Raw genomic sequence first — 20,291 nt, 5'->3', positions numbered from 1 at the left:
GCCCAGCGTACAGCCTTGGCCAACCTCTTAATCAATATCGGAGGTGCTTTGCTAATTTTACCCTTTTTATATACCATAGCACCTTTACTTTCCTTTACCTCTCCCAACCCGGCCCGGCAGGTGGCCCACTTCCACACCCTGTTTAATCTTTTGTCCTCCCTCGTTGCGCTGAGCCTCCTTAAGCCTTTAAGCGCCTTTTTCACCTGGCTCATCCCCGACTAATACTTACCAGTCAAAATAGCCTTCTACCTCTCAAGCTTCTTACTCTCATCCGAAGTAATCCCTGTTATTCCCTAATAGACAGGCCGGGCCCGTCTCCCGGTCACTAGTTAACAGTAAAACCGTCTTCAAGGTAGGGTCCTCCGAAAAATCTGGTACCTGGCGTAAAGATATTCCCACAACTCAGGATAAGTCCTCTCCCCACAGAGTACCTCCACCAGCCTTCTGGCCAGCTCCTTGTTAGCCAGCACCAAACGGTGCACTAAAGGAGTAAAGGCATAAACTACTTTGGCTATGCGATGGGCGTGGTAAAAGTGCGGAAGTAATTGAGAAGCTATGGCTTCTGAGTATTCCTTTAGACCCCCTTTCCCTTCACAAAAAGAAAGGACCGTAACTGCCGCCAGCCGGCCGCTTCTTAAAGCGTAGTAAAGGCCCTCGCCGGAAAAAGGGTCCACCAAGCCGGCTGCATCACCCACTAACAATCCGTTGCTGGTATTTAAAGAGACCTCTCCAGGAATAACAGAGGGAAGGATGGCCCCCCGGTAGCGCATCCCGGATGTTAAAGGCAGGTCCATGTTCCGGCAAAACCTATAAAAAAGAGACTTAAGATCCTGTACCTTCCGGTCAAAAGAACCTATACCTACCGAAAGATGGCTAGCCTTAGGAAAAATCCAAGCGTAGCCTCCCCGGATGTTTCCGTAGCTTAACACCAGAGATTGCCGGTATTTATCCAGCACCCCGTGAGGTACGGGTAATTCACACTCTAGGGCCACACCTAAAGCCCGGGACGGGCGGAAGGGAAGCTGACGGGCTACAAGGCTTCGGGCTCCGTCGGCACCGATTATAACGCGGGCTACAAAACTTTCCCGTCCGGCATATACTTTCACCTTCCCCCCTTCTTCCACCACCCTTTCTATCTTAAACCCATCCCGTACTTCAGCCCCAGCCGCACAAGCCTTTTCCACCAGGAAGAGGTCCAGGCGGTCTCGCATGATTAATTTAACTACCGGAGCCTCAAAAGTAACTTCCAAAGGTTGCTTCTCCCTATGGTAAAAAATTACCCGATGGGCGGCATCTTCCACTAAACTCTCCCATCCTGGTGGAAGTTCCCCCCATACCTTCTTAGTCAACCCGCCCCCACAAGGCTTATATCGGGGTAGTTTATCCTTTTCACAAAGTAAAACCTTCAGACCTGCCTGCGCAAGCTCCCTCGCTGCCGTAGAACCCGCGGGCCCTGCACCACACACTACAACATCGAAACTCAAAAGGCTCACCCTCTTTTCAACCTTTTCCTACCTAAAAAGAATAGACATTTTTATCCATTTGTATAGCCTAAGTCCCAAAGGAAAATAATAAACCTGTTAGAACAAAAATCACAGATATAGTAAACTTAAGGAGGCGAAAAAGGTGGTTAAAACAGTAATAGGGGTGTTCAGCAACGAACGGGTAGCCAAAGAGGCGGTAGACGACCTGCGCCGTGCGGGCTTTGATAAAGAAATATCTATTCTCGCCAAGGATAGAGGGCGGGGAGAAGGTGGAGGAGAAGGCAATGAAGGTACGCTCACCATGGGTATGGGCGGCGACGCCGGTATAGCTGAAGGCGTCACCACCGGAGGCGTGTTAGGAGGCCTCCTGGGCCTTGCTGCCGGTGCTGGTGCCTTAGTAATACCGGGTTTAGGCCCCTTGGTCGCTGCCGGCCCCATAGCCGGGCTGCTCTCCGGTGCCACCACGGGAGGCTTAGCCGGAGGTCTCCTGGATTGGGGTATCCCGGAAGCAGAGGGTCGGCGGTATGAGGAAGATGTAAAACAAGGAAAGATACTCGTATCTGTACGCTGTAGCGCAGATCGCGCCGAACAAGCCGCCAATATCTTAAAAAACCACGGCGCAGACAACGTACGTACCCATGGATAAGTCTGAAAATAACCCAGTAATACCCGCGTATTAACCTCCATGTCTAAGGGTACTTTATGTACAGAGGTGGTGCAGCTTAAGGTGCGCTAAAGGAGGCTAAAATAATATGGCTAGAAGGCGCCAAGTTATGTCCGAGGCTCTTAAATATGAATTAGCTAAGGAGCTCGGCGTATACGACATCGTTGCCACCGAAGGCTGGGGGGGTGTACCATCCCGGCAGTGCGGCAACCTGGTGCGGCTGGCCATAGAAAAAGCCGAACAGGCTTTGGCCAAAACTAAGCCTTTTTAAGCTGCCCACCTGCACCGGGGTCGAAAGGCCCCGGTAAATTTTTACTTCCGTAAGTGATTAATCCTTTCATAGGGATCCAAGATATTAGTGATCCGGACCCCAAAATTTTCGTTAACCACCACGACCTCACCCCAGGCGATAAGGGTTCCGTTGACCAAAATCTCCACAGGCTCATCCGCCATCTTATCCAGCTCTACTATGCTCCCCGGCCCCAAACTCAAGATTTCCTTAATAGACTTGGTGGTACTGCCCAAAACCACCTCTATATCCAAAGGAACATCGAGGATAAGTTCTAGGTTCCGGGGTGTATTTCCAAAAACTTGAGGGGGACGCTGGGGAGCAGGTTGTATAGTCTCTGGCGGCGGAGACGCCTTAGGGGCAGTGGTATTATCTTCAGCAGGAACCGCAGTACCTAAAAGCATCTCCACCTCCTGTTTCGCCACTTCCACGGGCATAACCTGCATAATCTCACTCTGCAGAAGGCCAACAATTTCCATCTTAAAGGAAACTACCACTATGGGCTCGTTCGGAGGCCAAGGGGAAGTAAAGGATTCCTGGGGAAAGCCTATAGAAACCACCCGTGGCGGCGAAATTTTAACTCCCCGGTTAAAAATTGTCGACATGGAGGTAGCCGCCGAACCCATCATCTGGTTCATAGCCTCACCTAAGGCGCTCGTCTCTATCTCGTCCAACTGTTCTTTATCTACCTGGCCGCTGCCTCCCATCATCAAGTTGGCTATCACGACCGCATCTCGCACTTTTAAAATAAGCAGGTTGGAACCCTCTAGTCCTTCGGTAAAGTTCACCTCTACTATTACATAAGGGATTTGAAAGGAAGCAAAAAGCTCCTCAGGCGTGGCCACCCTTATAGAAGGAGTAGTGATCAAAACCTTCCGGTTTAAAATCTGGGATAATACGGTAGCAGCGCTACCCATGGAGATGTTTCCGATCTCGCCCAGAGTATCCTTTTCTTCTGCTGTAAGGTCTTGGGCTGGACCCGAACCCGGCAACTCTCCTCTAAGCAGGGCATCGATTTCTTCCTGGGACAAAAACTCCGACATCTATATTACCTCCATTATCTGTACAGCCCTTTTCTTGCCCGAAAGCCCAGGCTGAACTTTAAATTTAGGAAGACCATCTACGTACAGTTCAAGGTCTTGACCTAATACAGAATCTAAAGTTATCACGTCGCCCACCTGGAGCTGCAAGAAATCCCGTACTTTAAGCTTGGCCCGGCCGCAATAGGCTACCACCTCTACCGGAACCGGTGCCAAAATCTTAGCCATGCTTTCCCGCCACTCCAACTTCTCCTCTTTTTCCGCAGCCCCGGCGAACCACTGGGTAGCAGACAGCCTAGAAATGACTGGCTCGAGCATCATATATGGCAAACAAATATTCATGAGTCCTTCGGTCTCACCTATGGTCGTAGCCAGGGTAACTACCGCTACTATCTCATTGGGAGATACGACCTGAACAAACTGGGGATTGGTCTCCATAGATTCTAGCTTGGGCGTCACGGGATACACATCGCTCCATACGTAGGTCAATTGTTCTAAAAGACGGCCGTTCAACCTCCTCAACACATGGCGCTCGATGGCCGTAAGCTCTCTGGTACGCGGGCTCATCTCACCCCGGCCTCCAAAAAGAAGATCAATGACGGGAAACACAAAAGCCAAGTTGGTCTCCAGGATGGCCGTCCCTTTTAAGGGCTCCAGAGTAAAAAGGGTAAGCAAGGTAGGGGCAGGTAAGGAAACGATAAAATCTTCATAGGTCATTTGCTCCACAGAAACAATTTTTATCTGTATGTTAGCTCTAAGATAAGCAGAAAGAAAGTTGGCCACCAGCCGCCCGTAATTTTCGTGGATCATATAAAGGGTGCGCAAATGTTCCTTGGAAAGCTTGTTGGGCCGGCGAAAATCATATTTTTTAGCTTTTAATTTTTGTCCTTCTTCCCGTATCTCTTCCGGTTTAACCTCCCCTGCGCTTAAAGCAGCAAGCAGGGCATCTATCTCCTCTTGGGACAATATCTCCGACATAAATAAGCCCCCTTTACTGCCCCAAGACCTTCTGCAAAGCTTGGAGTACGCGCTCCTGCTGGAAAGGCTTCACAATAAAATCCTTTGCCCCGGCTTGAATAGCCTCCATTACCATGAGCTGCTGCCCCATAGCGCTACACATGATAATCTTGGCATCAGGGTCGATCTTCTTTATCGCCTTAACCGCAGCAATGCCGTCCATCTCCGGCATAGTAATATCCATGGTCACCACATCCGGCTTAAGCTGCTGGTAAAGTTCTACTGCTTTTTGGCCGTTTTCGGCTTCCCCGGCTATTTCATACCCGTTCTTAGTGAGGATATCCTTGATCATCATGCGCATAAAAGCTGCATCATCCACCACTAAAACCCTCTTGCCCATGACCCGCTCCTCCTCCGTATCATATCTTCATTCCTAAAGATTCCATTATAACACCAAGAGCATTCTCTTCGGGTATCAGGAAAAAATACCCGCTGATTTGCGTTTCCGGACTATAAAACTGGGTTTCTACAACTAAGGCCTGGTCCGCAAAATATCCCCCTTCAAGGAAAGCCGAACTTAACACCGCTCCCAACATATCAAAAGCAAAGGCGGGAACCGAAGGAATAAACTCCAACTTGCAAAACTCGGCAAAGGCTGTCAAAAAAGAACCGCTTAAGATGTTGCCTACCTCTGTTAGAACGGATATCCCCATATCATCCAGCCTTCGGGTAGTCCCTAAGGGCTGCCCCAACAAAAAGTCTATCAGAAAAAAGGCGCTCTCCTGCGTCAGAAGGAACATGATCTTCCCTGGCGCCCTTCCGGTAACTCCGAATTCCACACAGGCTACCGGGTCCTCTTCTTGCCCGATCAGGTTCGGTATTTCCTTTAAAGGCAGTACTCCGGCCCGGGGAACGCTCATATTTATCCGCTGATTTAGCATGGCCGCTAAAGCTGTAGCCGCATTACCGGCTCCAATGTTACCAATTTCCCTTAATACATCCAGGTGAAAGGCATTTAGCTGCTCCCAAAACCCCACTTCTTCACCTCCTCTGGGCGCCGGTAAAACCACGGTGCCAGTTTCTCAAAACCTATTTCCCGGTACTGGAAGATATTTTCCGTAGCCCCTATGAAAAGCACCCCTCCTGGAGCCAAAGAATTGTAGAATTTGCGGTAAAGCTGGTCCTGTACCTCAGAGGTAAAGTATATGGCTACATTGCGGCAGACTATAAGGTCATAATCCCGGCCGTAAGGATCGCTTAAAAGATCATGCCGCTTAAAGGTAACGAGCTCCTTAATCTCCGGAACAAGGTGGAAATATTCTCCTTCCTGCCTAAAATAACGCTTAAGCCGCTCCGGAGTTACAGACTGCACCGCCCTCCGGGGATAAATACCCCTTTGGGCTGCCTCCAAGGCTCCTAAATCTACATCGGTTGCTTCGATCCTGTGCCTTACTTTAGGGGTTAACTCTTTAAGGATTATGGCCACTGAATAGGGTTCCGGTCCGTCAGCGCAAGCTGCGCTCCAGACTTTGAGTACCTGCTTCCTTTTTAACAGCCCGGGCAATATCTCTTGCTCTAGCCTCTGGAATAACTCCGGGTTCCGGAAAAACTCCGAAACGTTTATGGTAATTTTATCTACAAACTTACGCCATTGGTTCGGGTCCCGGTTAAGAAGCTCCCAATATTCCTGGTAGCTTTGTACATTAAGGCTAAACATCAGGCTTTCAATACGCCGCTTAAGCTGGGGTTCCTTATAACCATCTAAATAAAGGCCAAAACGGCGGTATATCCTTTGTTTAAATTCCTTAAAATCCATGACCCACCTCTTAAGTTATCCTCTAAGATTGTCTTAAAGCCGTCAAATCTCCCTTAAAGGCCGTCCTAAAGTACGGATAAAGACTTTACCACTGGCTGTATCCAAGATCATGGTCCTTCCGTAGTTACCCCCTGTATCCTGGCCTACTACAGGTATCTTTAAGGTCTCTAAAACCTTGAGCACCATGGCTGCGTTGCGCTCACCAATATTCAAAGTGGTTAGACGATGGTCGGCCGAGGAAAACATCCGGGCGCCTCCGGCTATTTTGGCTATAATATTTTCTCTTCTAGCTCCCCACCTCAGCATCTCCTCTACGAGATCAGGTATGGCTAGATCGGCGAATTTGGCCCGGTTGGTTATCTCCGCAAACTGTTTGCTGTCGGGCAGCATTACATGAGCCAAACCGCCTATGGCTGCCCTCCGGTCATAAAGGGCCACTCCGACACAAGAACCCAATCCTAAGGTTATAAGCCTCTGAGGCTCCCGCGCTATCTTCCATTCTCCTATACCAACCTTGATATCCTCCACAGCTACAAGCTCCTACCGCCGCAAATTGTTAGCTATTCCCCACATTTCATCAGCCGTTCTAGCAGCGCGGGCATTCATTTCATACACCCGCTGGGCAAGGAGCATGTGTACAAGGGTCTCGGCCACATCTACATTGCTGGCCTCCAGATAACCTACAAGGAGGTTTACCTCCGTTCCCGGCCCCGGAAGGGCAGGCCGGGGATCACCGCTTGCCGGTGTAGCCCGGAAGAGATTGTTGCCAACAGCCTCCAGACCGCTGGGATTAGGTACAAGATATACTTCTATTTGACCTAAAATCTCCTCCTTCCCGTTTGGAGCTAAAGCTACCAGTCGGCCGTCAGGGGTAAAGCGGGGAAAGTTATATCCTTCGGGCACGGTAACCCTGGGGAGCAACAGGTAACCCGAGCTGTGAACTACCTCGCCCCTTTCATTCAGGCGGAAACTTCCGTCCCGGGTAAGGCAGGTCTCACCATTAGGACCCTGTATCCCTAGGAAGCCTTTCCCCTGGACGGCAACATGTAGCGAATTGCCCGTAGCTATTAAGGGGCCAGGCGAAAAATCCTTAGCCGCCTCCTCAAGCCGCACACCAGCTCCTATGGCCGGCGGTAACGTACGGTTTACCGGCATGCCGCGCTCGGTAACAGGCCGGTAGACCAGGTCAGAAAAGGAGGCAACGGTCTTTTTATATGCTGTGGTATTTACGTTGGCCAAATCGTGGGCCAAAAGATCGATATGTAAAACCTTAGCTGCCATGCCGCTTGCGCTATTCCGTAAAGCCTGTAACATAGAATTAACCTTCCTCCTCATGTAAAAAGACTAACGTACGGAACCCAACTCGTTTACCGCCTTCCCTAAAAGTTCATCCTGGACCTGAATAATCTTTTGCCCGGCTTCATAGGCCCGTAAAGCGCCCAGCATATCTACGATCTCACGCACCGTATCGAGGTTGGATTTTTCTAAGAAACCCTGCCTTATTTCTACATCTGTTGCTTCCTGGGGCATTGCTTCAGCGGTCGCAGCAAATAAGTTATCTTCCAACCTCTGCAAAGCCTGTGGTTGACCGAAGCTCACTATAAGAAGACGACCCACCTCTTGTTGCTCTACCCACACCCGCCCGGTGCTATCCACCTGCCACCTGCCCTCTCCCACTTGTAAAGGCCCTGTTTCACCTAGTACGGGATACCCTTCCACCGTCTCCAGATACCCTGTAGGTCCCACTCTGAAATGTCCGTTACGCGTGTAGCGGATTTCACCTCCAACCTCTACAGCAAAAAAGGAAGGAGGTCGTCCGGGTCTATCCACTAAAGCCAGGTCTGTAAGCCGGCCCGTCTCCTCTAAGGGCCCCGGAGAAAAATCTACCTCCACCGGCTCCGTCATAACCCCCGGACTAAAAGCGCCTACTGCTTCCGGGAAGCGCCGTCCTTCCAAGCGCATGAGGAGAAATTCCGGAAAGCTGCGCTGGGAAACATAAGCTGCTTTATAGCCTGTCGTAGTAGCATTGGCCAAATTGTGGCTTATCGTCTCCTGTCTAAGCTGCTGGACCACCATTCCGGTGGCGGCAAGGTAAAGTCCTCTAATCAAACCTTACACCTCCTCAATTCTAAGTACTAAGTCTCTTATTCTGTTAAGCGCTTGAGGATCTCTGTCACATCTCCGCGGGGCAAATAGTAAGATCCAGCCTTTAGTTTCCCTATCACACCTGCTCTACGTGCCTCAGCTTCCAGCAAAGCTCCGGAAACTACCCCCTGTTTTTCTAAAAGGGAAGCAATTTCCTCTAAAGTAGCACCTGGAGGTATAGTTACCAAGACCTCTTCGTGATCTTGAGGTAAATGCTGGGTCGAATTGCCTCGATCTCCGGGCTGGCCGGGCTTATCCGCCGAAGCTGTATCAGGGGCCACATCACTTGCACTGGGGGATTTAAGGTCAAACGGTACCACTTCTTCCCGGAAAACCATACCATATTCCCGGGCGCGGCTTACAATTTCTTCCCGGCTAGGCTCATTGGGTACTGAAATGAGTAAAAGACCTGCCAGAAGAAAGCCCAACCCTATGCCTAAACCCAAAAGAGCCCACTGCCCCGGCAACCTCTTTAACCCTTTAGACGCCATAAACGTAAGATTAATTCTATTTCCCCCTTTCCCTTGTCAAACCTCTTAGCTATACTTTCCAAGCTTTCCCCTGCTTCCCAGGCTTTCGTTATAGCTTCTATTTCGTGATCCCGGTAACATTGCCTACACACCACTTCAGGTGAGGACATCCCTTCGGGCACTGCGGGAGCTCTAAACTCCTTTAAAGCCTTGCCCAAGTGCTCTTGAAAAGAAGCCTTTTCAAGCTCCTCTTTCATCCCTACCTCTCGCGCGGAACCCGCTTCCGCCCTGACTTCTAAAGGAGGTGAAAACACCCCCTCACGGTTTCCCTTTTCACCGTACGATTTCGGCTTCTTTTCTGATCTTTCTCTAGCAGAAAATCGTAGTTCTTTATAGGCTGAAGGCCAGCATATTAGCACAATTACGATTCCGAGAAATAAAAGTAAGTACCCCGTAATTTTCCCCTCCTTACAGGTAATCGGCAAGCTTATTGCGAAGGTTAAGCAAGGCACGGCCATGGAGTTGGCAAGCTCTGGATTCCGATATTCTTAACACTTCCCCTATCTCCTTTAAGGTCAGCCCTTCGTGATAATAAAGGGTTAGGATCAACCGGTCTCTCTCATTTAAACTCTGAAGGGCCTCCCTTAATGCTCGTCGCAGTTCTTCTTGTTCCAAGCGCTGGTCCGGTCCCGGGCTCTGGGTATCGGCTAACAGCTCTCCTCTACGTACAGTCTCCTCCCTCTCTTCATTCAAAAGGAACTCCTCCAAAGAAATCACGGCCATCTGGGCCCCCCTTTCCAGGAGGTCCTGTAGCTCACTAACTTCTAACCCCGCTGCCGCTGCTACCTCTTCGTCCCTGGGCTCGACTCCTCGCTCCTGTTCCAGCCGCCTGTACACAGCGCTAATCTGCTTCAATTTCTCTATCAACGTGCGCGGCGCCCAGTGGGCCCGTCTTAAGGCGTCCAAAACCGCACCGCGGATCCTGCGGGCGGCAAAGGCTTCAAAACTCACCCCTCGGGAGGGATCGTAGCGGTCTATAGCTTCGAGCAGGCCTATTATCCCGTAGCCCAAAAGGTCTTCCTGGTCAAGGGAGGGAGGAGGCTTTACGGCCAGCCGCCCTACGATGTATTTAACCAAAGGCAAATATTTAAGGGCGATCTCCTGCCGCACCTTTTCTCCCCTGCTACTGGTAAAAGATTGCCACAGGTCCGGATTGCTAACCGCCATAATCCCTTACCCCTCTTGCCATCTTTCTTTTAAAAGGCGCTGGAAAACAAACCTCATGATCCTGTCCACATCCCTTTCCGACAACCCCTCGAAGGCCAGGCCGACCTCATATCGTCGGAGTCCATCCACAACCTTAGACTCCACCCTTTTTACCCGCCCCTTTACCACCAGAGGTTCTCTCCCGTCCGGCAGAGGAAGCCTTAGCCATAAAATGCTATTTACCTCCAGTTTTTCCTTTAAAATAAGCTGGGCACCGCCACCGCTTAAATCCACAGTATATGCTTTTTTATAAAGCTCGGGCGGGCTAGCCGGGTCTGTCCCTTCGGTCCCCACAGCATACCCTATTTCTAACACAACTTTGGCCCTCACGAACTTCCTTTCCTGTACCCGTTTTACCTCTTCAGGTAGACTGAAGTAATAAAGGTAGAGGGGCTCAGTGACTACGCGCTCCAAGGTACTCTTAAACTCGTACCGGGCATCGGGGGCCATAACCTCCATTTTGACCGTTTCTCCCACCCGTAAAGCTGTACCTGCCTCCGGATCTCCCAGCACTGCAAAGCCATCCCGGTTAACTTCCTGGATGACCGTCCGGAAGGGCTTGCCACCCCGAAGAGGTTTGACCACTACGCTCCGGTTCACCTGAAGTAGCTGGGGTTTATTCATCAGGTATTTATCTCCCTACCTAAGCTAACCCTTGCAAGCCCTGCCCGGCTCCTTAAAAGCGAGTACAGCCGCTGGAAAAAAACGGTCCCACCCCGGCCGTTTACCGGTAGCCCCAAAAGGCGTTCGGCCAATTCCTCTATGGCCCTTGCCGCTGCCGAAGCAGGGTAATAAAGGAGCAAAGGCTTCTGCGCCCGCACAGCTAAACTCACAGCTTTATCTTCGGGTATGACCCCGAGAAAACTTAACTTGAAGGATAAAAACCGTTCCGCCACTGCTTGCAACCTTTCCGCCGCCTCCCGACCCTCCCTCAAGTTAACTGCGCGGTTAACCACGAGGTGCAGCTTAACTTTAAGCCGTGACAACCCCTTTATCAGTCCGTAGGCATCCGTCAGGGCCGTAGGTTCTGGGGTGGTGACCACTATACCCTCTCCTGCCGCGGCTACAAAGGTTAAGACCTGCCTGGATATACCCGCGCTCGTATCTACCAGCAAAAAGTCCATTCCGGATGTCACTTCCCTTAAGCTTTGGAGCAAGCTTTCCTGTTGCTCGAGGGAAAGATCAGCGAGTTCTCGTACTCCTGAACCCCCCGGGATAAGCAAGACCCCCTCCGGCCCTGGCATTATAATCTCCTTAAGCTGCCTTTCTCCCTTGATCACCTGCGTCAAATCCCAGCGGGGTACCAGTCCAAAAAGAATATCTACATTAGCCATCCCCAGGTCGGCATCCAAGAGCATAACCTGCTGGTGTTTCTTAGCCAAGGCCAGGCTCAAATTCACCGCAATACTGGTCTTGCCCACCCCGCCCTTGCCGCTGGCTACCGCGATAACCCGGCCCACCCCTTCCCTCCGCTCCGCGACCAGTTCACGCAGGCGTGCTGCCTGATCCATTAGCCGTCACCGCTTTCCAGATAAGCTGGGCTAAGGAATAGGGGTCGGCTTCTTCCAGGTCATCGGGTACGTTCTGGCCAGTAGTGATATAGGCCACGGGTATGCCGGTAGCCTGGACCATCCTCGCTATAACCCCGGGGCAGGTAGTCTCGTCTAATTTTGTAAAGATAAAGTAATCGAGTTCCAAGTGCCGGTATCCCTCCACAGCCTTCAGCAAGTCCTTGCTACGAGTAGTCCCACTTAAGACCAAATACACCTCCACGGGGCGGATAGCAGCCAAAAACCCGGCGATCTCGGCCAGCTGGGCCCTGTTATCCGGAGGGCGTCCCGCGGTATCGATAAGAATAACGTCACAATGTCCCAACTTGTTTACCGCACCTTTAAGCTCCTGGGGTGTCATCGCCACCTCCAACGGCAGGCCCATTATATCGGCGTAAGTGCGTAATTGTTCCACCGCGCCTATACGGTACGTATCCAAGGTTATAAGCCCCACCTGCTGGCGGCGGTACAGGCTAAACTTGGCTGCCAGTTTGGCTAAAGTGGTGGTCTTACCTACCCCGGTAGGTCCCACGAGAACCCGTATCTTCCCTTCCGGCCCCTTGGGAGCCTTAGGAGCAGATAAATGTTGGGCCAGTCGGGCCAGTATGGCCTCACCCATCACCTCCGGCTTAAGCGCCTCATCCAAACCTGTTAGAAGTTCCTCTACCAGCTCTTCTCCCATATCCTGGGCCAACATGAGCTGGCGATAATGTCCCAGAGGACCTCCGGTCCCCCGGTTAGCGGATACCAGCTTTTCCAGGCTCTTTTTAATCTCGGCAATCTCCTCTTCCAGCCTTCCGCCTTTTACCTCAATGCTAGCCGGTTTTGCCTCCACAGCCGCTACAACTTCTAACTTAGGAGGCCGGAAAAGGCCCCTCCAACCCGGCTGGCGTACCCGCCGTGTGGATATTATAACTGCCTCGGGGCCTAACTCTTTCCGGATAGCCATATAAGCCTCCTGCATGTCACTCACAAGGTAACGCTTAATTTTCATTTGCCTTTACCACCTCGAGGGCCTCAACTTCCAAAGCCGGCTCCAGCTCGCCGTAGGAGAGGACAGGTACCTGGGGCAGGGAGCGCTGGAGAAAACGCCTTAAGGGCAAGCGTATACGCCCGGAACACAAGATACAGGGCTGTATCCCCTTTAATGCCGCCTTGCTTACAGCTTGTCCTATCTTTTCCAGGATTTGCTTGCTCCTTTCAGGAGCCAGAACGGGAAACTGGCCTTGGGGAGTAGGTTGTAGCGAGTCCGCGATCTCCTGCTCCAGCTTGGGGTGCAAAGTAATGGCCGTAAGCTTTCCTTCCGGAGCATACAACTTACTCAAAACCCGGTAAAGACCGCGCCGTGCTGCTTCGGTAAGAAAATCTATGTCCCTGTTAACTCTAGCCGCATCAGCCAAGGATTCCAAAATGGTCGTCAGGTCCCTAATGGGTACCCGCTCCTTAAGGAGATTCTGGAGGACCTTTTGAACTTCTCCCAGGCTTAAAAGATTGGGTACCAGCTCCTCCACCACGGCGGGGCTGGTCTCTTTTACTTTATCGAGAAGCTCCCGCGTTTCCTGGCGGCCCAAAAGCTCATGGGCATGGGCTTTAATAAATTCTATGAGGTGCGTAACCAGAACGGTGGTGCAGTCCACCACCGTAAACCCCCTCGCCTCAGCTTCCTGACGTTCCGCGGGCGTCACCCACCAGGCCGGAAGACCAAATACAGGCTCCCGAGTGGGCAGGCCCGGCGCCTCGCCCTCCCCGGCAGGGTTCATAGCCAGGAAGTACCCGGGCATGAGCTCTCCCCTCGCGGCTTCCACTCCCCGTATTTTAAAAACATAAGCATTAGGGGCAAGTTGGAGATTATCCCGTATCCGGATGGGCTTTACATAAATTCCAAGTTCCAAAGCGCACTGGCGCCGCACCGCAGCCAGCCGGTCCAGCAAATCGCCGCCCTCGCTTTCATCGGCCAAAGGTATAAGCCCGTAGCCAATCTCTATCTCCAGGGGGTCCACCTCAAAAAGGGCGAGTACATTTTCCGGCTGCCTTTTTTCTGACTTAGATCGCGCAGCCACATCCCTGCGCTGGGCTTCCTCCATCTTTTTTTCCCGGGCCAAGGTATAGGCGGCATAGCCCACACCTGAGGCCAAGATAAAAAAGGGAAGGCTGGGCAAGCCTGGAACCAGGCCCAGTAAGAACAGAACACCTGCCACCAGTCCTAGTCCCCGGGGGAAGGCGGTTAGCTGCCTTACTACCTCACCGGTAAATCCCGCCGTGGCACCGGACCTGGTTACAAGTATTCCGGTGGCCGTAGAAACCAGCAACGCCGGTATCTGGGTTACCAACCCATCCCCTATGGTCAGTCGGATATAAGTATCCAGAGCCTGTTCCAGCGACATTTTAAGCTGCCAAGTACCTATGGCGAGACCCCCCAGGATGTTGATTACAATAATTATTAACCCGGCTATAGCATCGCCGCGTACGAACTTGCTTGCTCCATCCATCGCCCCGTAAAAATCGGCTTCCCGCTGGAGCCTGCGCCTGAGCCTCTTGGCCTCCTCCTCGGTTATCAACCCCGCGTTTAGATCGGCATCGATGCTCATCTGCTTACCCGGTAGCGCGTCCAGCGTAAACCGAGCCGCTACTTCCGCCACCCGCTGGGCCCCGTGGGTTATAACCACAAATTGGATTACGGTGATGATAAGGAAGATTATAAAGCCGACAATATAGTTGCCCCTCACCACAAAGTCACCGAAGGCCTGAATAACGTAGCCGGCAAAGGCCTGGCTTAAAACCAGCCTTGTAGAAGATATGTTTAAAGCCAGCCGGAACAAAGTAACCACTAAAAGAAGGGTAGGATAAACCGAAAAATCCAAGGGTTCGGCGGTGAACATGGTGGTAAGCAGGATGGTCATGCTTACCGTCAAATTGAGAATAAGTAAAAGGTCCAAAACTACAGGGCTTACCGGCACCACAATAAGAAGAACTACCGCCAAAACCAAACCCGCTATGACCAGGTCATTATAAGGGGTAAGCCGGCGTAAGGCAGCAAACATACCTTATCACTCCAGTACTACCAGTGACCCTGCATGCGGTAGATATAGGCTAAGATTTCGGCCACCGCCTGATATAACTCCACCGGTATCTCTTCGCCTATTTCAACCTTCCGGTAAAGGGCCTGGGCCACGGGGGGATTCTGCACAACAGGGACCCCGTGCTGCCGGGCCACCTCCACGATCCGGAACGCTATGCTCCCTGCACCTTTGGCCACTACTCGGGGGGCCCCCTCCTCTTCTCTGTACTTTAAAGCCACGGCCAAATGTACCGGGTTGGTGATGACCACGGTGGCCTCCGGTACGGCATGCATCATACGGTGACGGGCCAACTTCCTTTGCTTTTCTCGCAAGCGGGAGCGTACCAGCGGATCTCCTTCGGTCTGCTTCAATTCTTCCTTAACTTCCTCTTTAGTCATCCTTAAAGATCGTAAAAATTCCCTTCTCTGATAAACAAAATCCAGGATGCCCAAAACCAGATAGACCACTGCTGCCTTTAGGGCCGCCTCGAAAACTATCCCTGCCGTCTCCTCGGCCACCTGTAATAAGCCCATCTCCGGAGCCAGAAATAACTTCTGAAATTCAGATCTTACCACCTGCCAAACCACTGCCCCAATAACAATAACCTTGGCTACTCCCTTGGCCAGTTCTACAAGGCTCCGGCGGGAAAAAAGCCTTTGAAAACCTTTTACAGGATCAAGGTTTTCTAACCGGGGTACTAAATTGTCAGTGGAAAATATAAACCCTACTTGAGCCCAGTTAGCTGCCAACCCTGCAGCCGCTGCCACTCCAAAAAGCAGCAGTAATATCGGGCCGGTTTCCGCCAGACCAAGGTAAAATACGGTGATAAGGTTGTCCGCGTCGAGCTCCCTCCGCGGCAACGCCAAAAACGTAGATAACAGCCGCCACGCGACCGCCCAAAAGCTTTCCCTCTGCCAGTAGATAAAGAGGACAAGGGCTAGTAATACCAAACTTGCGCTTAAGTCATTGCTACGGGCTGCCTGACCTTTCTTCCTTACTTCCTGCAGGCGGTGTGGAGTAGCCTCTTCTGTCTTCTCTTCGGCAAAAAGCTGAAGGTCTATAAGCCTCAAGGTTTTAGCCCCCTAAATCCTTTCAGTGCGGCCAGTGGCTCAAGATGAGGCCAAGGTCCCTTTCCATCTGCCCCAGCAGATTGCTTACGGCTACCGTGAAAAAAGGTAAAGCTAGCATTACTACTAGTAAACCTAACCCCACCTTTATGGAAAAGCTCAACATAAAAACGTTAAGCTGGGGTACTGTACGGGCTACCAGGCTCAAAGCTATATCAGCTATGAGTAAAACGCCTATAACTGGCAGGGCCAAACCTAAACTCCAGCGCATCACATCTCCCCAAATCCGCACTACATCCTGGACCAGTGCACCACTAAATTGAGCACTTCCCGGAGGAAGAATTTTAAAGCTCTCCCGCAAGGATAAAAGAACTATATGATGGCCGTCAAATTGCAGGAACAGTAAGAGCCCGAGAATGGTAAAAAACTGGCCCCACAGACTAACCGGCATCCCGTACTGGGGATCCAAAAGATTGGCCATGCTCAAACCCATATGCGCATCCAACAGCTCGCCCCCAACCTGAACCGTAACAAGCAAAAGAGCGGCAAAATATCCAAGAGCAAGGCCGACCAAAGCTTCCCTCAAAGCCCCCAAGGCATAGGCAATCCCGGAAGCAACTACAGGTGCTGTAGATAACGTAGGAAAAAGAAGAAAAGCAAATAATACAGCTAATCCCACCCGGGCAAGAACCGGTACACCGCGGGCAGAAAAAACAGGAGCTATTACAAAGAAGGCAGTCAAGCGTATCAAGACCAAGAAGAAAATTTCCGCCCGCTCCAGGTAGCTCAGCATCTACTTCACCTTCCAACCCTGTAAAAAACCCCAAGGAAGCCGTAAAGGCCTTAATCCTTACCTGATAAAGGAACCTAGATTACCCAGTAGCTGGCTGGTAAACTGTAAAAGAATACCGAGCATCCATCGGCCCAAAAGCAAGAAGGCCAAAATTACTGCCACAATTTTAGGTACAAAGGTGAGGGTCTGTTCCTGGATCTGGGTGGCTGCTTGAAAAATGCTGATCCCCACTCCCACCACTAGGCTAAGAAGAAGAGCCGGTGCCGCAAGGAGAAGGGCAGTAGTCAAGGCCTCCCGAGCCAATCCTAAGATAAATTCTTGCGTCATGGCCGCCCCCTTCCCTTAAAAGTACTAGAAGCTTTCCAAAAGCGATTTCACCACCAGATACCATCCGTCCACCAGTACAAAAAGCATCAACTTAAAGGGTAGCGATATCATAATGGGAGGCACCATAAACATCCCCATGGCCATGAGGGTGCTCGCCACCACCAGATCGATAATCAAAAACGGAATATAAATCAAAAACCCCATCTGGAAAGCTGTCTTCAACTCACTCAATACAAAAGCCGGAATAAGAACATATAAAGGCACGTCTTCCCGCGTCCTGGGGTCGGGCAGCCCCGCCATCCGGATAAACAAAGCCAGGTCCTTCTCCCTTGTTTGCCGGTACATAAACTCCCTTAAAGGCTTAGAGCCCCGGTCCCAAGCCTCCTCTTGGGATATTTGCCCCGCTAGATAAGGGTCCAAGGCTTGGGTTTTGATTTCATTGTATACAGGAGCCATGGTAAAAAAGGTTAGAAACAAAGCCAGGCCGATAAGAACCTGATTGGGCGGTACCTGCTGGGTGGCCAGTGCGCTGCGTACAAAGGAAAGCACAATAATGATCCTCGTAAAGGAAGTAGTAAGCAGCAGAATAGCCGGAACCAGGGCCAGTAAGGTTAGAAGGAGCAAAAGCCTTAACGTACCCACCACTTGCCCGGGCTCTTCGGTCATGCTAAGCCTTAGTTCGAGACCCGGCAGCGGCTGGGCCAGGGCAGGCCTTAAGCTTAAGAACAATCCAGCTCCCGCCACCACCCCGGCCGCCAGAGCTATTCCCATAAGCCTCTTCGCTCTCATGGATTAAATCCCGGGGGCCAAAGGTTTTCCCGGCCCTCCCATATCTCTATCTCACTTTCCCCGTAATCCATAAGCTCCGTTAAGAGAACTGGAGGTCCCTCCCCTACTCCTATGAGAAAATACCGCCTCCCGCAGCGTACTACCACCAGCGAACTTTTAGGGCTCACCGGCAAACGGGCCACAATTTGTAAAAGGCCACTGGATACCGTATGGGGGTTAAGCCGGCCCAGACCATATTTCACCGTCAAATAAGCTCCTGCCAAAATTAAGGGGAAGAAAAGCAAAAGACGGAGCAAGGCCAGGAGGAACTCCCGGTCCACGGGTTTTCACCGTCCCTCCTCGGGCGCTTCGGCCAGAGTATTAAGGCGCACCCCGAGGGCTTCGTTAATGACCACAACTTCACCCTGCCCCAATGGCTTTCCATTAACCAGCACTTCCACGGGTTCACCCACCAGCTTATTAAGAACAATCACCGAGTCTTCCTTAAGGTCCAAAACTTCCTTAACCAGCAGTTTCGTCCTTCCCAATACGGCCGTAAGCCTTAAAGGGATATCCAAAAGTTTATCCAGGCCTGCTCCTTGCGGAGTCCCGCTTACGGGTTTAAGCTGGTGAAAAACCGCCTTTTTAATCTCAGGTGTATTGTCCTTTTCCTCCAAGGCCTGTAATAATTGTTTGATCTCCTCATCTGTCAAGGTCATATCTTTTTACCTCACTGGATGATAAATTCTTCAAAATAAACAGCTTTGACCTGACCTGTATCCAGCTCCGCATTGATCTTTGCGAGTAGCTCCCTTTTTAACGCATCTTCCTGGCCCAGATCCTCGGTCTTTTTGCTACGTAAAACCGCTATAATGATATCCCGGATGCGGTGTAACTTCTGGTTAAGCTCCTCTTCCATATGAGGGCTGAAATATTCTAACGTGATCTTTACCCGGAGGTACCGTCGCAACCCGGGGTCCGCCAAGTTTACTACAAAAGGTTCTAGAGTAAGCTTGCGCACCTCAGCCGGACGCGTTGCTTTCTCCTGGGTAGGAACAGGTACTTTAACAGAACTCCCTTGAAAATACAGGTAACCGTACCCGCTACCGAGAAGAAGGACCAGAAAAACTAGCACTATGGTCAGCCACGGCTTCTTTTTTTTCTCTTTCCGGGGCTCCCCTTGTTGCTCATCCCTTATCCTTACAGCCACTTCGCCACCTCTCCCCACCTTTAAAGCGTGCTCAGCACTTTCCCCACAGGGTTTTTCTAGCTTCCTTCGCTATGTACTCGGCAGCCTTCAACCCCATCCTTTTACAGGGATTACCTTCCCTCTTCCGGCCGCCACCAAGAACAGGCTATATTCCGCCGGTAAGCCATCACCTTCTCTATAATCTCATCCATAGACTGGGTAACTAAGATTTTCTTCCCGTTGGTTAAGGTGATGACTGTCTCCGGTACACTTTCCACCCTCTCGATAAGCTCCGCATTGATGGCTATCTCCCTTTTATCTAAGGTAGTCACCTTAATCATAAAACCCACCTCTTAAAGCCCGCCGCCTTAAGCCCGGCCTTTTATATCCTAATATATTAGAGACAGCCTGCTACTCTACGCCTCCGTGTACACACTGCTGCCGTACACTTCTTAAAAAGCCATTTTGTTACCTGTAACCTTTTTCAGAAGGTATCCTTTTAAGCTGCTCCTAGGCGACTTCAAAAGATACCCCGTTACCTTTCTACCCTCTACTTTAACCTTCTATTTTTAACTCCCTACTTACCCGATGTAGCATGGTCTAAAGTTTTAAAAGCCCTTCCAAGATCCTAACGTTTAAGGTTTACCAGCTCCTGGAGCATCTCATCAGAGGTAGTAATAGTCCGGGCGTTAGCCTGAAAACCCCGCTGGGTGATGATCATATCTGTAAATTCCTGGGCCAGCTCCACGTTGGACATCTCTAAAGCTGAAGGGATGATGGTGGTGCCAAAAGAGTCTGCAGTACCATAACAAGTGAAATTACCATTGGTATCTCTTCCTCCGGCAGCAGTGGCCCAACTATATAGATTGCTACCTATTTTTTCGAGGCCAGCAGGGTTGGGAAACTTAGCGATAGCCAAAGGATACGAATCATACTTGTTTGTTCCCACCACTATATGAACAATCCCCTTGCTATCTATACTAAAACTGTCGGTAACACCGTTCGACGGCGAGCCCTTAAAACCACTAAAAGTATCAGATCCTGCAACACCCAATTTTATGTCTACTAAATTGCCTTGATCATCCAGAGCCTGGACTCGCATCCCATCAGCATTAACTAGGTAACCCTGGTCATCAAAATGAAAAGCACCGGCGCGGGTATAGAAGTAATTGTTTCCATCTGTAACTACAAAAAACCCATCCCCTTGAATCATCAAATCCGTCCCGTTACCCGTATAGGCAGCGGCGCCCTGGGTATGGATGACGTCGATGCTGTTTAAAGTGACACCAAGACCTATTTGCTGGGGGTTTGTTCCCCCAAGTCCAGTGTTTTGCGTGTCTACCGAATTTTGGGAACCGCCCCGCAGGGTCTGGTAGAAAACGTCTTTAAAGGTTACGGTGCTGCGCT

Annotated in this window: 27 protein-coding genes and 1 pseudogene; 3 read left to right on the top strand and 25 right to left on the bottom strand. The window is 51.0% G+C overall.

The window, feature by feature from the left end; all coding sequences use genetic code 11:
- Nucleotides 1–222, top strand: a pseudogene (locus L5656_RS06375) (Na/Pi cotransporter family protein); the annotation flags it as partial.
- A 125-nt stretch (nt 223–347) separates the two neighbouring features.
- On the opposite strand, the gene L5656_RS06370 reads toward L5656_RS06375, so the two are convergent.
- Nucleotides 348–1,484 (bottom strand): geranylgeranyl reductase family protein, encoded by a 1,137-nt coding sequence (locus L5656_RS06370; RefSeq protein ID WP_297200684.1) that lies wholly within the window; start codon nt 1,482–1,484, stop codon nt 348–350.
- 142 nt (nt 1,485–1,626) lie between these two features.
- Here L5656_RS06370 and L5656_RS06365 point away from each other — a divergent pair, with 142 nt between their 5' ends.
- On the top strand, nt 1,627–2,130 hold the full coding sequence (locus tag L5656_RS06365) for a hypothetical protein (RefSeq protein WP_297200680.1): 504 nt from the start codon (nt 1,627–1,629) through the stop codon (nt 2,128–2,130).
- 106 nt (nt 2,131–2,236) lie between these two features.
- Nucleotides 2,237–2,419 (top strand): small, acid-soluble spore protein, alpha/beta type, encoded by a 183-nt coding sequence (locus L5656_RS06360; RefSeq protein ID WP_297200677.1) that lies wholly within the window; start codon nt 2,237–2,239, stop codon nt 2,417–2,419.
- 41 nt (nt 2,420–2,460) lie between these two features.
- Here L5656_RS06360 and fliY read toward each other — a convergent pair whose 3' ends face one another.
- The 24 genes from fliY to L5656_RS06240 all read right to left on the bottom strand — a co-directional run.
- Nucleotides 2,461–3,480, bottom strand: a complete 1,020-nt coding sequence (gene fliY / locus L5656_RS06355) for a flagellar motor switch phosphatase FliY (RefSeq protein WP_297200674.1) — start codon at nt 3,478–3,480, stop codon at nt 2,461–2,463.
- The gene (fliM, locus tag L5656_RS06350; RefSeq protein ID WP_297200671.1) at nt 3,481–4,455 is read right to left on the bottom strand and encodes a flagellar motor switch protein FliM; all 975 of its coding nucleotides are present in this window, start codon (nt 4,453–4,455) and stop codon (nt 3,481–3,483) included.
- Nucleotides 4,456–4,468: 13 nt separating this feature from the next.
- Nucleotides 4,469–4,834, bottom strand: coding sequence for a response regulator (locus L5656_RS06345; RefSeq protein ID WP_297200669.1), 366 nt, complete (start codon nt 4,832–4,834; stop codon nt 4,469–4,471).
- Between the two features lie 19 nt (nt 4,835–4,853).
- Nucleotides 4,854–5,471, bottom strand: coding sequence for a chemotaxis protein CheC (locus tag L5656_RS06340; protein WP_297200666.1), 618 nt, complete (start codon nt 5,469–5,471; stop codon nt 4,854–4,856).
- Entirely contained in the window at nt 5,450–6,250 is an 801-nt protein-coding gene (locus L5656_RS06335) for a CheR family methyltransferase (protein ID WP_297200663.1), read from the bottom strand. The genes L5656_RS06340 and L5656_RS06335 overlap by 22 nt, the downstream gene beginning before the upstream one ends.
- Before the next feature lie 42 nt (nt 6,251–6,292).
- Nucleotides 6,293–6,778, bottom strand: coding sequence for a chemotaxis protein CheD (locus L5656_RS06330; protein ID WP_297200659.1), 486 nt, complete (start codon nt 6,776–6,778; stop codon nt 6,293–6,295).
- A gap of 12 nt (nt 6,779–6,790) precedes the next feature.
- A complete protein-coding gene (locus L5656_RS06325) occupies nt 6,791–7,564 on the bottom strand; it encodes a flagellar hook-basal body protein (protein WP_297200656.1) in 774 nt (257 codons plus the stop codon).
- A gap of 30 nt (nt 7,565–7,594) precedes the next feature.
- Entirely contained in the window at nt 7,595–8,359 is a 765-nt protein-coding gene (locus L5656_RS06320) for a flagellar hook-basal body protein (RefSeq protein WP_297200653.1), read from the bottom strand.
- Between the two features lie 35 nt (nt 8,360–8,394).
- Entirely contained in the window at nt 8,395–8,862 is a 468-nt protein-coding gene (locus L5656_RS06315) for a hypothetical protein (RefSeq protein WP_297200650.1), read from the bottom strand.
- Nucleotides 8,863–8,867: 5 nt separating this feature from the next.
- The gene (locus tag L5656_RS06310) at nt 8,868–9,284 is read right to left on the bottom strand and encodes a hypothetical protein (protein WP_297200647.1); all 417 of its coding nucleotides are present in this window, start codon (nt 9,282–9,284) and stop codon (nt 8,868–8,870) included.
- A gap of 49 nt (nt 9,285–9,333) precedes the next feature.
- Entirely contained in the window at nt 9,334–10,092 is a 759-nt protein-coding gene (locus L5656_RS06305; protein ID WP_297200644.1) for a FliA/WhiG family RNA polymerase sigma factor, read from the bottom strand.
- 6 nt (nt 10,093–10,098) lie between these two features.
- On the bottom strand, nt 10,099–10,755 hold the full coding sequence (locus tag L5656_RS06300; protein WP_297200641.1) for a flagellar brake protein: 657 nt from the start codon (nt 10,753–10,755) through the stop codon (nt 10,099–10,101).
- Nucleotides 10,755–11,642 carry a MinD/ParA family protein gene (locus L5656_RS06295; protein ID WP_297200639.1) on the bottom strand — a complete coding sequence of 296 codons (888 nt, stop codon included), beginning with the start codon at nt 11,640–11,642 and terminating at the stop codon, nt 10,755–10,757. Before L5656_RS06295 ends, L5656_RS06300 begins: the two co-directional genes overlap by 1 nt.
- Nucleotides 11,617–12,675, bottom strand: coding sequence for a flagellar biosynthesis protein FlhF (gene flhF, locus L5656_RS06290; RefSeq protein WP_297200636.1), 1,059 nt, complete (start codon nt 12,673–12,675; stop codon nt 11,617–11,619). Before flhF ends, L5656_RS06295 begins: the two co-directional genes overlap by 26 nt.
- Entirely contained in the window at nt 12,665–14,722 is a 2,058-nt protein-coding gene (gene flhA, locus L5656_RS06285; RefSeq protein ID WP_297200633.1) for a flagellar biosynthesis protein FlhA, read from the bottom strand. The genes flhF and flhA overlap by 11 nt, the downstream gene beginning before the upstream one ends.
- Nucleotides 14,723–14,739: 17 nt before the next feature.
- On the bottom strand, nt 14,740–15,810 hold the full coding sequence (flhB, locus tag L5656_RS06280; RefSeq protein ID WP_297200632.1) for a flagellar biosynthesis protein FlhB: 1,071 nt from the start codon (nt 15,808–15,810) through the stop codon (nt 14,740–14,742).
- A 22-nt stretch (nt 15,811–15,832) separates the two neighbouring features.
- On the bottom strand, nt 15,833–16,600 hold the full coding sequence (fliR, locus tag L5656_RS06275) for a flagellar biosynthetic protein FliR (protein WP_297200629.1): 768 nt from the start codon (nt 16,598–16,600) through the stop codon (nt 15,833–15,835).
- A gap of 57 nt (nt 16,601–16,657) precedes the next feature.
- Nucleotides 16,658–16,927 (bottom strand): flagellar biosynthesis protein FliQ, encoded by a 270-nt coding sequence (gene fliQ / locus L5656_RS06270; protein ID WP_297200627.1) that lies wholly within the window; start codon nt 16,925–16,927, stop codon nt 16,658–16,660.
- A gap of 24 nt (nt 16,928–16,951) precedes the next feature.
- On the bottom strand, nt 16,952–17,716 hold the full coding sequence (gene fliP, locus L5656_RS06265; RefSeq protein ID WP_297200624.1) for a flagellar type III secretion system pore protein FliP: 765 nt from the start codon (nt 17,714–17,716) through the stop codon (nt 16,952–16,954).
- Nucleotides 17,713–18,036 (bottom strand): flagellar biosynthetic protein FliO, encoded by a 324-nt coding sequence (gene fliO, locus L5656_RS06260; RefSeq protein ID WP_297200621.1) that lies wholly within the window; start codon nt 18,034–18,036, stop codon nt 17,713–17,715. The genes fliP and fliO overlap by 4 nt, the downstream gene beginning before the upstream one ends.
- Before the next feature lie 6 nt (nt 18,037–18,042).
- Nucleotides 18,043–18,414 carry a FliM/FliN family flagellar motor switch protein gene (locus L5656_RS06255; RefSeq protein ID WP_297200619.1) on the bottom strand — a complete coding sequence of 124 codons (372 nt, stop codon included), beginning with the start codon at nt 18,412–18,414 and terminating at the stop codon, nt 18,043–18,045.
- A gap of 11 nt (nt 18,415–18,425) precedes the next feature.
- Nucleotides 18,426–18,905 carry a flagellar basal body-associated FliL family protein gene (locus tag L5656_RS06250; RefSeq protein WP_297200617.1) on the bottom strand — a complete coding sequence of 160 codons (480 nt, stop codon included), beginning with the start codon at nt 18,903–18,905 and terminating at the stop codon, nt 18,426–18,428.
- A gap of 110 nt (nt 18,906–19,015) precedes the next feature.
- A complete protein-coding gene (locus L5656_RS06245; RefSeq protein WP_297200614.1) occupies nt 19,016–19,225 on the bottom strand; it encodes a flagellar FlbD family protein in 210 nt (69 codons plus the stop codon).
- A gap of 287 nt (nt 19,226–19,512) precedes the next feature.
- The coding region (locus L5656_RS06240; protein WP_297200611.1) for a flagellar hook-basal body complex protein at nt 19,513–20,291 on the bottom strand (779 nt) is incomplete at its 5' end.

The sequence above is a fragment of the Thermanaeromonas sp. genome, from assembly GCF_021890735.1.
Taxonomy (GTDB): Bacteria; Bacillota; DSM-521; order Neomoorellales; family Neomoorellaceae; genus Thermanaeromonas.
This window is presented reverse-complemented; position numbering and strand designations above follow the sequence as displayed.